Here is a 14,971-nt window from a genome sequence, read left to right as displayed (position 1 = left end):
GAGAGGGCATGGAACAGTTCTCTGAATGCCAACCCCTGCATCTGTGAGGTTCGTCGAACAAGCCGAAACAGTGCCCTTACAGATGAACCCTTTCTTATTTGTTTTTTGGTGATTTGTTTTGCACTCTGGCCTTTTGACTCATGACAAATCCCACAATTGCTCTATATAATCCTCGGGTGAAATCTATCTATGCTTTAACAATCACCGGTTCCTTGCTCCTGATGGCCTGCAATTCCACTCCAGCTGCACCACAATCCCCAGAGGGCTGGACTGCTGAGTTGCAGGTGGGCACCTTAAATCTGAACACCATTCAAAATGCAGGTTTGCCTGCCGCTTATTTTCAGAGCATTGTGCAATCTTCAGCAGGACACACCGTGCAACCCGAGGCCGTCAGCAACAACGCTTTCACCGCTTTTCTGAATTTCACGGTCAAAGGCAAACCCGTGGTCAATGATGCCACTTTGACCTTCAAAGGCAACAACAGCACCCTCAAATTGCTGCCTGGTGAACTCTGGACCAGCGGGGTATTTTCAGCCACGGGTTTGAAACAGGGCCAGAAGCTGCAATTCGAGCTTTCCCACCAAAGCCAGACCCTGAAACTGGAAGCCACTTTTGATGCCAGCAAACAACTCCCTGCTCCCATGGTGCAGTCGGTCAAATTGGAAACCGGAAAGCTGGACGTGAAGTGGTCTGCGGTGACCGGGGCCAAACATTACCGGGTGCTGATTGATCAGGACGACAATCCCCTGAATGGTCAATTGCTGGACTCGGGTGTGCTGACCACCACCACTTGGACCACCAACATCAACCAAACCCTGAATGAAGGCGGCACCTATTATGTCACTGTGCTGGCCAGCAATCTGGATTCCCGCAACAAAACCCAGAGCTACACCCCAACACCTGTGCCTCTGGTGTCTGCCGCAGCTGTCAAAACCACTGCACAAAAACCCGTGGTTCCGGGCACCCTGAGCTTTTACACCCCTTCTCTGAACTTGCAGGCCAAAGTGAACACCAAAGCTGTGGGCACCCTCACCATCCAGAGTGGAAATGCAGGGTTGGATGCCACTTTGACCACCGTGCAATCCAGCACAGCCGTCACTCAGGATTCACCTGCCTTCACTCTGGCCCCAAACAGCACCCGAACGGTGAACGTATCGGTGCAGTGCCCGGCCACCCCCTCCAACCAGAGCGCCACCTTGCGCCTGAGCACCAACGATCCCAAATTTCCTTCGGTGGACTTGCCCATCAGCGTGGAATGCCAACCCGAGGGAATGGTGAAAAACCTCTGGACCAAAAATTTGACGGAACGGGCAGAGGATGGTGCCTGGAACCCTGCGGGCACCCGTTTTGCTCTGGTGTCAGGCACAGATGTGCTGTTGCTGGATGAAACTTTCAAAAACGTGGGGCGTGTAAAGCCCAATGCGAACGTCCTCAAGAAAGTCAACTGGTTGAACGACCAGACCCTGGTGCTGACCTCCAACAGCAAAATGCTGGTGTGGGATGTGGTTGCCAATCAGGCCACCGCCACTTGGAACATCGAGATTGGAGACCCTCTGGCCCAACTTGCCACCCACCCCAGCAAGAATTGGATTGCCCTCTCTGGATTCTCGAACACTCTGGCCGAACACACCCACATCTATGACCTCAAGGGACAAACCGTCAAACTGCTGCCTGGACTGACCAACACCACTTTCAGCCCAGATGGCAAAACCTTTGCAGGCTGGACTTACACCCGTGCCACCGACAGCCAACCCGCCACAGGACAGGTGGTGTTTTACACCACAGATTCCCTCGAAGTGCTGCGCAAAGTCAATGTGGAAGCAAACCCTTACAACACAGTTCAGCTTGCATGGTCCAGAGACGGTTCACAGGTACAGGTGGTGACCTCTCCATCTGCCAAAAACAGCACGCTGTACTCGGTGAATGCCACCTCTGGAGAGGTCAAAACCACCCCTCTGGATTTCGCAGTTGCTGCCCTGACCTTGCAGACCGATCTGAACGGTCAAGTGCTGCTGTTTTCGAAAGACCAGCAGATGGTCCGATGGAATCCTGCAACAGGTCAATCCAACCGCAAGACCTTCTTTTTCGATCAAGGTGGCACCATACCTCGGGTGGTGGCCCATCCCAAACTGGGTCAATTTGCTTTGATGTCAGGAGGCAGCCTTTGTCAGGGCACCGACAACCTGTTGCTGGACCTGAATCTGAACGTGCTGAACACGCAAGGCACCTGGTACTGCCAAGGTCTCAACACCATGGGGTTCAATGCCTCTGGAGATGTGATGCATTACGGCAACCGCCAGATGCACGTTTTTGCAGGCACCACAGGACAATTGAATGCCTACTTGAATCTGGGCAACCTGCACCCTCAGGGCAAAGTTGCCAACAGCATTCACCACAATGGCAAAGACACTCTGGCGTTCCAGTTCTCCGATGGTTCTGTAGAAGCACTGCAATGGTCGACCCAAAAGTTCACCAACATTCTGCCTGCCGATGAAAATGCTCTTGGTCTGTCCATCCGGTTGGCTCCGCAAGGCACCTTCTTGATGGTGCAGTCCAGCGATGGAAGCAGCCTCAAAGTCTTTGACACCACCACCGGACAGTTGAAGCGTGAACGCACAGCCCCAATGATGCTTTCTTTCACAGGCTGGCTGGATCAAAACCGTCTGGTGTACTGGACCGAAGACAAGTTCATGCTCCTCAATGTGGCAACAGGCGAAGAAAAATTGCTGGAAAACAATTCCATCTCTCAAGCTTTGAAAGTGGCAAATGGGCAGGCTGTGTATGTCCAGGAAGGTTACCTGTTCAAACTGGATCCGGCCACAGCACAGCGCACAGCATTGCAATTGACCTACAAGCTCACCCAGAATGCAGTGCCCATCCGGGCACACCCCACAGGAAACCAAAAAGTGGTGGTGGTTTCCTTGAACCCATCCACCAACCGTTACACCACCAGCATCTTTGACCTGCAAAACGGTGAAGAGTTGCAGGTGATCCACCAGAGCCAGAATCAACCTCTGGACATCGATTCGGTGGTCAAAGAAGGCAAACTTTACGTGGCCATCCACACCGAGCACGAGAACATCAAGACTTTTGTGATCGAGTGATGCAACCCAAAAAGCCCGGAGGGATTCCTCCGGGCTTTTTTCTGTCTGTGAAATGAATCTTGTGCTTACTCGGTTCTGTCGGCTTCGCCGGGAACTTCAAGGTTCAGCACAAACTCGGTGGGGTCCAGTTCGGAGAGGCCCACTTCGCGCTCGTATTGCTGGATTTTGGCATGCAGGCGTTTCACATCGCCAGAGATGGAGCCGTAATCGAAAGTGTCCCAGATGATGGTGGGCACCTTGTCGTCTCCATCGAAGGTGGGCACTTCGCGGGTCAGTTTGATGCCCTCTTCCAGTTTCTTGCGGCTTTCGATCCCGAGGTTGCGGAAAGCCACCTGCATCACGTCTCTGGAAAAGTCACGGGGTCCGTAAATTCCGGCGCGGTAGACCGTTTCAAAGAAGTGGTCCCAATCGGGCACCAGATTCACCGCAGGCATGCTGAACTGGCCGATCACGTTGCGGATGGCTTCCAGCGTTCTCTGGGGGTAGTAGTACAGGTAAAGGCGAACCCCTTCGAGGAAGAAGTTGTAGTGGGCGGCCTCATCAATGGCGATGGTCTGGGCCACTTTGGCCAGCACGGGATCCTGAAAGCCTTGCAGGTGGGGCTTGTCGCTCTTGCCCTGCGCGATTTTCATCAGGTTCAGGTAATTGAGCTGGGTGGCCCGTTCCTGAAACACCGTGTACACAAGGTTGTGGATGGCGTCTGGAAATGGCAATTCCCATTGCACGCTTTTCAGGCGTTCTTTGTACTCGCGGATCCAGTCGGGGGTACGTTTTCTGGAAAACAGCACAGCGTTTTCCCAGGCATCGGCGTGTTTTTCTTCTTCGCTGCCCCAGCGCATCTGGAAGTGGCTGCGTCCGTGGGAGGCACGCACCAGATTCAACAGGTTGCTGGTGTAATCCGGGGCGTATTGTTCTACAGCAAAGAAGCCCTGCACCACAGTCACGACTTCTTTGGGGAGGTCCTGATTGAGATTGCGCCAATCAAAGCTTTTGTCGGCGTTCCAATTGCGGGTTTCCTGACTGCGGGCGGTGTACCAGCGGTACAGTCCAGTGAAGGCACGTTCAATCAGGGTGTCTTTTTCTCGGTTGGACAACAGGCCTGCCGGAGTGCGTGAAACGGTGGACAGGATGTTGGGTGGGGTAATGATGGTCATGAATCTCCTCTACAGCACTGCAACATGGTTCTGCCATTGCAGCATTCCAGCACACACGGTACAGCGACAAGGATGACAGATTTCATCTCTGCTTCATCCAAGAGAGGTCATCCTCTGGATTGCACCGATGAATCCAGTGTAGTCGTATAGACCATGAGCTGGGTAAAAGTTGTCTAAGGCTGAATTGGGCATCAGGGCTCATTTGAGAAACAGTTCATCCAGAGGTGAAAAGTTCTGGTACAACGGCAACATGGCCGCTCCGAGTGCTCTGGCTTTGCTGCCCAGAGTCCCCCGGCTGAGCACAGGCATGTGAAGCCCTTCGGTGTCCTGTTCTTGCAGCCATGCTTGCAAACGAACCTGCACCCTTTCGATGAGTTGAGGGCTGCATTCTCCGTCCAGGACCAGTCCTTGCAAATCCAGCAACGCTGCCGAGGCAAGGGTCAGCGTAGACAGGTGCCTCACAGCATCCTGTACCCACTGTTCAGTGTAAGGCTGGAACGGAGGCTCCAGAGCCCTTTCATCGTAAACGGCCAGTGGGTCCAGCCCAGCTTTCTTGAAAACATCTTCCAGAGGCCAGAGTGAAGCCACATCCAAGAGTTGCTGGGTTTTCCCCTCATGCTGAACGGGGAAAGAACCCACAGACCCGGCCCTTCCCGTCAAACCGGACCTGAGTTCCCCTTTGAGGACCAGTGCTCCCCCAATGAAAGTCCCGAGGTAAATGTACAGGAAATCTGTGGCGGTCTTCTCTGCGCCAAACATCAGTTCAGCAATACATGCCGCAGCCGTGTCTCTCAGGAAGGTGGTCGGCAAACCCGTGAGGCTTTGCAGGTGTTCTCGCAACTGGATGTCGTTCCAGACCTGACGGTTGCCACTTGTGGCGGTCCAGAACTCCTCCCAGTCTGCCAGATTGAGGGGTGCAGCCAGTCCAATGCCCGAAAGGCGGGTTTGCTGCTCAGGTGAAAGCATCCTTTTGCATTCCTGCACCTGCCCTTCGATCACCGGAAAAACCAGAGCCGGATCAGGATGGGTGTACATCAGGCGGAACTGGTGGCGCACCTGACCTGCAAAATCCACCATGTACACCTCCAGTTGTTCACGCCCAAGGTGCACCCCAATGGAAAACGCCCCCTCTGGATTCAGGGTGAGGGGCACAGAAGGCTGACCCACCCTGCCTTTGACGGGTTCGCCTTTGAGAAGCAGACCTTCCTGAAACAGCACATCCACCATCCCGGAGACCGTCTGGGTGCTCAGGCGGGTCAGACGGGCAAGGTCGGCTTTGGAGAGGCCGGGATGCAGGCGGATGGTGTGCAGCAAAGTGCGTTCATTGAAGGCCCGCATGCCTTCATGGTTGCTGCCCCGGTGGGCTCTGGAGGTCTCGGAAGAAGAAGGAGTGCTGGACATGGACGTGTCCCCAGTGTACTGGAAAGGAGAAAAAGAAAAAAACAGCCCAAAGCTGTTTTTCTCAGGGTGGGAAGGGAAAGTCAGTTGGGAACAACCACGCCTTTTTTGAACCGGAAGTTGGCATAGGTGCGCAGTTCTCCAGTCACCACAAAGGCGTAGGCATGCTGGGTGCGGTCGTAAAAGTCGAAGCGCTCCACAGGCTCAATTTGCATTTGCGTCACGCCCTCTTTGAACAGCACTTCGTGAACTTCTTGCTGCACCTCATTCAAGTGGCCCTCAGGGGTGTTGCAAACTTTCATGAAGCTGACCGGTTGGGTGACCGCTTCATCCAGAGGGAACACCGAAAGCACCGCTTCGCAGGCGCGGGTGAGGGACACCCCATCCAGCCGCAGGATGGGACGCCCTCTGGCAAGGGTGGTGGCGGTGAAGTTGGCATCCACCACAAAAACTTCATCGCCGTGGCCCATCTCGCACAGGATCTTGAGGAGCTCGGGGGAAAGCAGGGGGTCGATGCCCTTGAGCATGCCCCTCAGCCTTTCTTGCGGGTGAGTTGGTCTGCTGCCACAGCCAGAATCACCAGCACACCAGTGATCAGGATCTGGTACACCGAGGGCACTCCGGTCAGGGTCAGGCCGTTTCTGAACACACCAACGATCAAAGCCCCAAGCAGGGTGCCGAAGATCAGACCACGTCCGCCGAAGAGGCTCGTTCCACCCAGCACCACCGCAGTGATGGTGTCAAGGTTGTCGGTCTGTCCTGCATTGGGATCGCCCACACCTGTCCGGGACACCAGCAGCAAACCAGCGATGCTGTACAGGAAACCAGCGAAGGTGTAGACCATCAGCAGCACACGGTTGGTGGGGATGCCGGTCAGACGGGCAGCCTCGGGGTTGTTGCCGACGGCGTAAATCTGGCGTCCGGGGGCGGTTTCGGTCAGGAAAATCCAGATCAGGACGTACATCACGACCATCAGAACGGTGCCGTAAGTGATCACGGTGCCGCCAATGTTGAAGGTGTTGCCAAAGAAGGTCAGGGCAGCAGGCAGTCCGGTCACGGTCTGGGAGTTGGAGTAAATCTGGGTGATGGCAAAAGCGATGTTGTAGGTGCCCAGAGTCACAATGAAAGGGGGCAGTTTGATGCGGGTGACCAGAAAGCCGTTGAGCATGCCGAATGCCGTGGACACGAACATCCCGCACATGATGGCCAGCACGGGGGGAACCCCGAGTTCCACAGCAAACTTGGTCATCACGATGGTGCCGAGCGCCATCACCATGCCGCAGGACAGGTCAATCCCGGCGGTGAGGATCACCAGCGTCTGGCCGATGGCCATCACGCCCACCACCATCACCTGCTGGAGGATCAACGAAAAGTTCTGACCACTGAGGAAGCGGTCAGACTGTGTAGAGAAGAAGATGCAAGCCAGCAAAAGGGCCACAATCGGCCCGAGCAGGTTCATGCTTTTGATGCGTTTCATGAGGTTGAGCCCCTCATTCTGCCCTTTGGAGGCGGGATTTTGTACAGTCATGGCATTCGGCCTTTCTCTGGAGGGGGTTGCCCCCCTCCAGCGAGAATGGGTTTACTTGGTGCCCCAGCAGTTGGCAAGGCCGAACTTGGTGTCTTTGCTGGTCACACCTTTCATTTTCTTGTCGGTGATCAGGGTGACGCCGGTGTCGGTGTAACCGGAGACTTTTTTGCCAGTCTTGGCGTAGTTCACGCCAGCTTGCACGCCCAGAGAGGCCATCTTCAGGGGGTACTGCTGGGCGGTGGCAGCGATGATGCCCGCCTGCACGTTTTTCACGCCGGTGCATCCACCGTCGATGGAGACGATCATCACGTCTTTTTCACGGCCAATGGCTTTGAGGGCCTGGTAAGCTCCGGCAGCAGCAGGTTCGTTGATGGTGTAAACGAGGTTGATCTCGGGGTCTTTCTGGAGGCAGTTTTCCATGGCGGTCTGACCTTTGGCCTGATCCCCGTAGGAGTCCTGCATGCACACGATGCGCTTGTCTGCTTTGTCGGTGATGCCGAAGCCGTCCAGGAAGCCATCGTGACGGGCAATGCCCACGGGGTGACCGGGGAACAGGTCAAGGGTGGCGATCTTCACAGCTTTGTTGCCGAAAGCGGCTTTGGCGTACTGGCCGATCAGTTGTCCAGCTTTGTAGTTGTCGGTGGCGAACAGGGCGTCCACGCCGTCCTGAGGATCGGTGGGGCTGTCCAGAGCGATCACCATCACGCCTTGTTTGCGGGCTTTTTCAATGGCGGGCAGGATGGCTTTGGCATCACTGGGGGTGATGAGGATGGTTTTGGCTCCGGCAGCGACCATGTTTTCCAGAGCGGTCACCTGACCTGCGTTGTCCCCGTCGGCTTTGCCTGCTGCGGTGAGCAGTTTGGCCCCTCTGGCTTTGGCTTCCTTCTGTGCGCCTTCTTTCATTTTCACGAAGAAGGGGTTGGTCTCGGTTTTGGTGATCAGGCCGATGATGGGCTGGCTGGCGGCGAAAGCAGAGCTCACAGAGCAGAGCAGGGTCAGGGTCAGGGCACGTTTCAGGTTCATGGTCTTTCCTCCGGGAATGGCCGCACAACACAGCAGGGAACGCTCAAACCACAGGGGTGGCTTGCAGGGATAAAGCGCTGTTTGGGTGTGAGGTCGCTTGCGGTTGTGGGGTCCTGACATGGACTGTACATGATGGCCTGCAATAAATCAATGACATTGATGATTCTCTTGCTCTGCAAATTGCTGCAAGTTTGCAGCAAACGTCTCCTAAATTTTGCAGACTTGGGCTTGCAGACAGCATTTTCATCCTTTTGCACAAGCTTGCAAAGCCTGCAAGACCTGATTGACCTTTCTGCTTTCGATCAATTTGTAGCAAGTTCAATCCTTTCTGCGGGGCGTTTGCCCTGCCTGTTGAAAGCCCAGTGCTGAAAGTCCTCTGGCTTCCTGACACAGGTTAGGGCACAAAGATTCAGATTCTGTTACTGGGCCTGATCTCGCCTTCACACAACAAAAACACTTCATGAACACTTTTCGAATAACCTCTGGAAGGCCTGACCCAATGGGCCACTCGGGCAGCAAGGGCCACCAAATGCAAATGGTTTCTGCACTTTGCATTCATCGGGTACAATCAGGGCAAACCGCCTGAACCTGAACAAATGGGTCTGTCTGCCCTGGGAGAACACATGTCCACAAACCCGCCGCCGCTCCTTGAAATGCGTGCGATCAGCAAACAATTTTCCGGGGTCACGGCTCTGCAACAAGTTCACCTGTGCCTGTACCCCGGTGAAGTGCTGGCCCTGATGGGCGAAAACGGTGCCGGAAAATCCACCCTCATGAAAGTGCTGGTGGGGGCCTACCAGCCCACCGAAGGCCAGATTTTCATGGATGGCAAACCTGTCCACATGAAAAACCCTTCTGCTGCACGCAGCATGGGCGTTCACCTGATCTATCAGGAACCCAACCTTGCCGAGCAGATGCGGGTCTACGAAAACATCTTCATGGGCGCAGAAAAAACCCGCTTTGGCCTGCTCAGCCGTGAAGAGATGCGGCGCATCACCAGAGGGGTCTTGCAACAACTCGGGGCCAGCTTTGGACCGGACACGGTGGTGGAAACCCTCTCCAGAGCAGAAGGCCAACTGGTGGAAATTGCCCGGGCTCTGGCTTTCAAGCCCCGCGTGCTGGTGCTGGACGAGCCCACCGCAGCCCTCAGTGAACACGAAACCCAGAGACTCTTCGAAACCATCCACAAGTTGCGCGAACAGGGCATCGGCATCGTGTACATCACCCACCGCATGGCGGAGGTTTACACCCTCGCAGACCGCATCAGTGTGCTCAGGAACGGTCAACTGGTGGGTACCCTGCAACACCGCAGACCCCAAGAAAACACGTCCAGCATGGATCCCAGACGGGCCAGCATCAACGCTGAGCGCCTGATCAACATGATGCTCGGGCAGGCCCTCAATGAATTTCAGAAACCCGCTTCTCTGCCCATCCACCGCAAAACCGTGTTGGAACTGCGTGGCGTGACAGACGGCCAGAAAATCAAGCCCCTTTCGATGGTGTTGCGGGCCGGAGAGATTGTGGCCCTGACTGGACTGGTGGGCTCTGGGCGCACCGAACTGGCACGTCTTCTGGCCGGAATTTCCCCCATCAAACAGGGAAAACTCTGGTTGGAGGAGGCCCTTTTAAGCCTCCGTTCTCCCAGAGACGCCGTGCAGGCAGGCATTGTGTACGCTCCGGAAGATCGGGTGAACCACGGCCTGTTCTCCAACATGACTGTCGCTGAAAACATCTCTGCCGGGGTGCTGGAAAAGCATTCCAGACTGGGTTTTCTGAACACACCCGGCATTGGCAAAGAGGTGAAAGACGCCCTCAGCCAGATGAATTTGCGGCTTTCCAGCGTTCGGCAACCGGCCTCCAGTCTGTCCGGTGGCAACCAGCAAAAACTGCTGCTGGCACGCTATCTGGCCCTCAAACCCAAGGTGCTGATTCTGGATGAGCCCACCTCTGGCATCGATGTGGCCGCCAGAGCCGAACTGTACCGCACCCTCTCCGCTCTGGCCCAGCAAGGGGTGAGCATCCTGTTCATCACCTCCGAGTTGGCAGAGGTGGCCCGCATTGCAGACCGCGTGCTGGTGCTGCGTGACGGGGAACTGATGGGGGAAATCGATCCTTTGCGTGGCGAGGTGATCAGTCAGGAGCACATCATGGAATTTGCCACCGGACTGGTCAAATTCACCCCCGAGGACTGGAAGAAACGGCATCCCCTGTGAGCCTCCTTTTGCCTTGTGGCGTTCCTGCAAAAGGAACGCAATTTGCACTGCCCATGCAGGCAAGATCCCGCAAAGATCGGGTAGAATCTGAAGGAACAGGCTATGGCAACGATTGAAGATGTGGCAAGAGAAGCCGGGGTGTCCCCCAGTACAGTGTCCAGAGCGCTGAGCCGTCCGGACATGGTGTCTCAGGAAACCCGAGACCGCATCCTTGCGATTGCCCACCAGCTTGGCTATCAGGCCATTCAGCAAGCCAGACAGGCCAGACAGCAGGCATCCACCTCGATTGCCCTGCTGGTCACCGATCTGGAAAACCCTTTTTTTGCAACGCTGGCCAAAGGGGTGCAGGCGGTTGCCGACCAGCACGGCTGCAATGTGCTGCTGTACAACACCGAAGAAGACGAGATCAAAGAAGACCGTTACCTGAAACTGGCTTTGCAACAAAAAATTCAGGGACTCCTGATCGTGCCCACTCGGGGTACAGCTTCCCGTCTGAAAGAACTGGATGACCTGCCCACCGTGGAACTGGACTGCGCTTCAGGATACGCCGGAGTGGGTCAGGTCCTTGCGGAAAACGTGCGTGGCACGGTGCTGGCCACCGACCACTTGATCCAGTTGGGCCACAAACGCATCGGCTTCATCGGAGGACACCCCGAGGTGTCCAGCACCCGCGAGCGGCTGGAAGGCTACAACCAGGCGATGGCTCTGGCCGGTCTGGTGCGCGATCCCCGCTGGGTCGACTATGGTTACGGGCTGGAATCTGGCGCAGAGGAAGTGACCCGCAAATTGATGTCTTTGCCTCCTCAAGACCGTCCCACCGCACTTTTTGTCAGCAACGCAGACATGATGATCGGCACCCTGACCGCCTTGCGCTCACTGGGGTTGCAAGTCGCGCAGGACGTGTCTCTGGTGGGCTTTGATGATCCACCTTGGGCCAAAGTGATGCAGCCTCCCCTGACGGTGGTCGCCCAGTCGCCTTTTGAGATGGGAAGGGTGGCATGCGGCATCTTGATGCAGAACGTCCAGAGGGAATTTGTGCTTCCCCCTCTGAACATCCGTTTGCCCACCCACCTGATTGTGCGTGGATCAACCGCCAGACCGCGCTGAACCCAGCTTTTCCAACCATTTCTCCTCTGCTCTGGGTCCAGAGCAGGGGTTTTGTTTTGCTTGCCTCTGCAATTTGGGCTTGCAGCAAGTTTGCTGCAAGTTGTTGCTATCTTGCAGAGCTTGTGTCAGAATGGCCTCAAAGCAAACTGCTGCCACCCTGTGCTGTGGTGTCGTTGACCCATGGCGAAACATTCCCACAATCCTGCCTCTGTGTTGCCGTGATCGGTTCACCGCAACAGAGCCCCCCTGTTCCCCGAGGACCCCATGACACACCCTGAACCCATGCTGGACATGCAAGACATCTCCAAACGCTTCGGCAACTTCTACGCCCTGAAAGGGGTTCAGTTGCAGGCCTATCCCGGTGAAGTGCTGGCCCTGATGGGCGAGAACGGTGCCGGAAAATCCACCCTCATGAAAATCCTTGCAGGGGTGTACCAGAGCGACTCGGGCAGCATCAAAGTGGAAGGCAAAGTCACCCACATCAAAAACCCGGTGCAGGCCCGCAAAGAAGGCATCAACCTGATTTATCAGGAGCTCAGCATCGGGATTCACCTGAATGTCGCCGAGAATGTGTTCATGGGTTCACAGCCCACCAACAGCCTTGGTTTTGTGGATTTCCGCCGCATGCATCAGGAAACCCAGAAGGTGCTGGACAAGCTCGGGGCCAGGTTCACCCCGGACACGCCGGCCAGTGAACTGTCCATTGCAGAGCAACAACTGGTGGAAATTGCACGTGCCCTCATCCACAAGAGCAAAGTGCTGATCATGGACGAACCCACCGCTGCACTCAGCGACCGGGAAACCGAAAAACTGTTTGCCCTGATCCGCCAGCTCAAATCCGAAGGCATCGCCATCATTTACATCTCCCACCGCATGCCCGAGGTGTACGCCCTTGCAGACCGGGTCAGCGTGATCCGCGACGGAACTTACGTGGGAACCCTGATGCGCAGCGAAATCGACCCAGACCGCATTGTGCGCATGATGGTGGGCCGCGACATCACCGACTTCTACACCCGCCAAAAGCAACACCAGCATGGCGAGGTGGTCATGAAAGTCGAGAACCTTTCGGCCAAAGGGGTGCTGAAACCCTGCTCCTTTGAAGTCAAAGCCGGAGAAATCCTCGGGCTGGCTGGCGTGGTGGGGGCCGGACGCACCGAACTGGCCCGCCTGATCTTCGGGGCCGATCCCAAATCCTCTGGAGAGATTTACCTGCAAGGCAAAAAGCTGCGCATCCGTTCTCCACAAGACGCCATTCAGGCCGGAATCGGCTACCTGCCAGAGGACCGCAAAGCACAGGGGTTGTTCTTGCAGATGTCGGCTCTGGAAAACATCAGCATGAATGTGATGCACCAGAACAGCCGTCTGGGCCTCCTGAACCACGCTGCACTGGAAAAACTGACCCGCGATGCCATCAGCAACATGAACCTCAAGGTCAAAAATTCCAGCGATCTGGCGGTGGACCTCTCGGGGGGCAACCAGCAAAAACTCCTGCTGGCCCGCTGGCTGGAAATCAAACCCAAAGTGCTGATTCTGGATGAGCCCACCAGAGGCGTAGACGTGGGTGCCAAGAGCGAAATTTACCGCTTGATCGGTGAATTGGCCGCTCAGGGCGTGGCCGTGATCTGCATCTCCAGCGAACTTCCCGAGGTGATGGGCCTCTCAGACCGGGTCATCGTCATGCGAGAACGTGAAATTGCCGGTGAGGTGGTCGGGGCACAAATCGAGCAGGACAGCATCATGCGACTGGCCACAGGTGCCGAAACAGTGGCCGCTGCGATCTGAAATCCGTATCCAAAAGCTCTCCCTTTGAAAAGAGGGAGGGCTTTTCGTTGTGGTACCCAACATGGAAAACAAAAGCAGAAGGCTTAGACCTCAGACCTCTTCGGAAAGCCGGGCCACCCGATTGAACCCCGAGTGGATCTGTTCCAGCACCGTCATGATGTCCAGGTGGATGCTGCTGGATTCTCTGGATTCGCTTTTCTCGGAAAGCCGGTGCAAGTGGGAAAGGCGCTGCTCAATGAGTTTATCTTCGAAGGCGTTTTCATCCTGCACAAGGTTTTTGCGTTGCCCCAGAGAAGTCACACACACCGTGATGTGCTCTTGCAGTTCGCTGGCGCTTTCCAGCAGTTCTTTTTCCCCTTCGGTGGAGAATTTGCGTCCATGTTTCTCCAGTTTGCGGGGTTGGCGCACCAGACGTTTGCAAAGGTCTGCAATGGCCTCCAGTTCATTGACCGCCAGCAACAACGCGGAAAGTTTTTCATCGTCATAACGGGGGGTCAGTTTCCCGAGGGTGATCACCACGGTGTTCACCAGACGGTCAATGTGTTTTTCTCCGGCTTCCACCATTTCGAAGGTGTCCTTGCCTTGCAAACGCATGATCGCCGTTCCATACAGGTCCTCCACACGTTCAGCGATGTGGACCACTTCACGGTAAGCCATGCCATACACCAGTTCTGGGGTGCGGGTGTCGGTCTTTCCTGTCAGGTATTTGGGGGCGTGGGGATCGGGCGGGGTGGGAATGAAGTGCTCCAGAGCCCGCACAATCGGGGTGAGGAAGGGAACCACCAGCAACAGCACTGCCACATTGAACAGGGTGTGGGCATTGGCCACAAACCGCACCGGATTTTCAGAGAGCAGCTTGATCCAACCGGTGACCTGCACAGCAAAAACCACCACCAGAGCCCCAATCAGGACTTTCAAAACGAAATGCCCGATGGCCGCCCTTTTGGAGTCCACATTGCTTTTCAGGCTGGCCGTCACTGCAGAAACGGTGGTTCCGATGTTGGCACCCACAATCAGGGCAAGGCTCTGGATTTCGGTGATCAGACCCCCACTCAGGAAAGCCAGACCCAGCGTGGCGGTGGCATTGCTGCTCTGGAGCAACACCGCAGCCAGAAACACCCCAAACAGGGTGAGCGTCAGGGGATGGTCTGCCAGCAGGTCAATGATCTGACGGGCCAGAGGGTTGTTTTTGAGGGGTTCCAGAGAATCCATCAACAAATCCAGACCCAGAAAAAGCAACCCAAATCCCAACAGGGCCTGCCCGACGTGTCCACCCAGAAAGCGTTTGCTGCTGAAAAGCAAACTGGCAGCAATCAGGGGGTACTGGATGTTGTCGAGGTTCAGGGCCAGCAACTGCACCGTGAGGGTCCCTCCAATGCCAGCAGCAAGGGCCACCACCAGCGCCTGACGGAGTTTCAGAATGCCTGCATTGACAAATTCAACGGTCAGCAAGGTGATCATGGTGCCTGATTGGGCCACTGCGGTCACCCCGGTTCCCACCAGAGCAGCCCCAAATGTGGAACGGGTCACTCTGGCCAACGCACGGCGCATGCCTTTTCCCAGCAGGGCTTGCAAACTGTTGCCTGCCAGAGAGACCCCAAACAAAAACAATGCCAGTCCAGTCAACAACAAAAACATGGTCTGATGGTACGGTTTTCTGGA

General features: G+C 55.8%; 10 protein-coding genes. 4 read left to right on the top strand and 6 right to left on the bottom strand.

Annotated elements, in window-relative coordinates; all coding sequences use genetic code 11:
• Window positions 1-176 precede the first annotated feature (176 nt).
• On the top strand, window positions 177-3,104 hold the full coding sequence (locus Q371_RS03330) for a WD40 repeat domain-containing protein (protein WP_157442487.1): 2,928 nt from the start codon (window positions 177-179) through the stop codon (window positions 3,102-3,104).
• A 65-nt stretch (window positions 3,105-3,169) separates the two neighbouring features.
• Here the strand turns inward: Q371_RS03330 and Q371_RS03325 are convergent, their stop codons facing one another.
• From Q371_RS03325 to Q371_RS03305, 5 genes are all read right to left on the bottom strand, one after another.
• Entirely contained in the window at window positions 3,170-4,258 is a 1,089-nt protein-coding gene (locus Q371_RS03325; RefSeq protein ID WP_034336108.1) for an acyl-ACP desaturase, read from the bottom strand.
• 198 nt (window positions 4,259-4,456) lie between these two features.
• Window positions 4,457-5,659, bottom strand: coding sequence for an ROK family transcriptional regulator (locus tag Q371_RS03320; RefSeq protein WP_034336106.1), 1,203 nt, complete (start codon window positions 5,657-5,659; stop codon window positions 4,457-4,459).
• A gap of 80 nt (window positions 5,660-5,739) precedes the next feature.
• Window positions 5,740-6,183 carry an RbsD/FucU family protein gene (locus Q371_RS03315; RefSeq protein ID WP_034336104.1) on the bottom strand — a complete coding sequence of 148 codons (444 nt, stop codon included), beginning with the start codon at window positions 6,181-6,183 and terminating at the stop codon, window positions 5,740-5,742.
• Between the two features lie 5 nt (window positions 6,184-6,188).
• On the bottom strand, window positions 6,189-7,133 hold the full coding sequence (locus tag Q371_RS03310) for an ABC transporter permease (RefSeq protein ID WP_034336501.1): 945 nt from the start codon (window positions 7,131-7,133) through the stop codon (window positions 6,189-6,191).
• Between the two features lie 102 nt (window positions 7,134-7,235).
• On the bottom strand, window positions 7,236-8,207 hold the full coding sequence (locus tag Q371_RS03305) for a sugar ABC transporter substrate-binding protein (protein ID WP_034336100.1): 972 nt from the start codon (window positions 8,205-8,207) through the stop codon (window positions 7,236-7,238).
• A 623-nt stretch (window positions 8,208-8,830) separates the two neighbouring features.
• Between Q371_RS03305 and Q371_RS03300 the strand changes: the two genes are divergently transcribed.
• From Q371_RS03300 to Q371_RS03290, 3 genes are all read left to right on the top strand, one after another.
• The gene (locus Q371_RS03300; RefSeq protein WP_084571222.1) at window positions 8,831-10,420 is read left to right on the top strand and encodes a sugar ABC transporter ATP-binding protein; all 1,590 of its coding nucleotides are present in this window, start codon (window positions 8,831-8,833) and stop codon (window positions 10,418-10,420) included.
• A 102-nt stretch (window positions 10,421-10,522) separates the two neighbouring features.
• A complete protein-coding gene (locus Q371_RS03295; RefSeq protein ID WP_034336097.1) occupies window positions 10,523-11,527 on the top strand; it encodes a LacI family DNA-binding transcriptional regulator in 1,005 nt (334 codons plus the stop codon).
• Between the two features lie 264 nt (window positions 11,528-11,791).
• On the top strand, window positions 11,792-13,309 hold the full coding sequence (locus tag Q371_RS03290) for a sugar ABC transporter ATP-binding protein (RefSeq protein ID WP_034336095.1): 1,518 nt from the start codon (window positions 11,792-11,794) through the stop codon (window positions 13,307-13,309).
• 90 nt (window positions 13,310-13,399) lie between these two features.
• Here Q371_RS03290 and Q371_RS03285 read toward each other — a convergent pair whose 3' ends face one another.
• The gene (locus Q371_RS03285) at window positions 13,400-14,947 is read right to left on the bottom strand and encodes a Na/Pi cotransporter family protein (protein ID WP_034336092.1); all 1,548 of its coding nucleotides are present in this window, start codon (window positions 14,945-14,947) and stop codon (window positions 13,400-13,402) included.
• Between the last annotated feature and the right edge of the window lie 24 nt (window positions 14,948-14,971).

Origin of the sequence: Deinococcus misasensis DSM 22328, assembly GCF_000745915.1 — a bacterium.
Classification (GTDB): domain Bacteria; phylum Deinococcota; class Deinococci; order Deinococcales; family Deinococcaceae; genus Deinococcus_C; species Deinococcus_C misasensis.
Note: the sequence above shows the minus strand (reverse complement) of the source record. Positions and strands in the feature narration are given on the sequence as shown.

What these genes read in the sequence shown, in the direction of transcription:
- Q371_RS03315 (WP_034336104.1), bottom strand. Translation starts at nt 6,183, where the DNA reads ATGCTCAAGGGCATCGACCCCCTGCTTTCCCCCGAGCTCCTCAAGATC.
- Q371_RS03290 (WP_034336095.1), top strand. Translation starts at nt 11,792, where the DNA reads ATGACACACCCTGAACCCATGCTGGACATGCAAGACATCTCCAAACGC.
- Q371_RS03285 (WP_034336092.1), bottom strand. Translation starts at nt 14,947, where the DNA reads ATGTTTTTGTTGTTGACTGGACTGGCATTGTTTTTGTTTGGGGTCTCT.
- Q371_RS03325 (WP_034336108.1), bottom strand. Translation starts at nt 4,258, where the DNA reads ATGACCATCATTACCCCACCCAACATCCTGTCCACCGTTTCACGCACT.
- Q371_RS03305 (WP_034336100.1), bottom strand. Translation starts at nt 8,207, where the DNA reads ATGAACCTGAAACGTGCCCTGACCCTGACCCTGCTCTGCTCTGTGAGC.
- Q371_RS03310 (WP_034336501.1), bottom strand. Translation starts at nt 7,133, where the DNA reads ATGAAACGCATCAAAAGCATGAACCTGCTCGGGCCGATTGTGGCCCTT.
- Q371_RS03320 (WP_034336106.1), bottom strand. Translation starts at nt 5,659, where the DNA reads ATGTCCAGCACTCCTTCTTCTTCCGAGACCTCCAGAGCCCACCGGGGC.
- Q371_RS03295 (WP_034336097.1), top strand. Translation starts at nt 10,523, where the DNA reads ATGGCAACGATTGAAGATGTGGCAAGAGAAGCCGGGGTGTCCCCCAGT.
- Q371_RS03300 (WP_084571222.1), top strand. Translation starts at nt 8,831, where the DNA reads ATGTCCACAAACCCGCCGCCGCTCCTTGAAATGCGTGCGATCAGCAAA.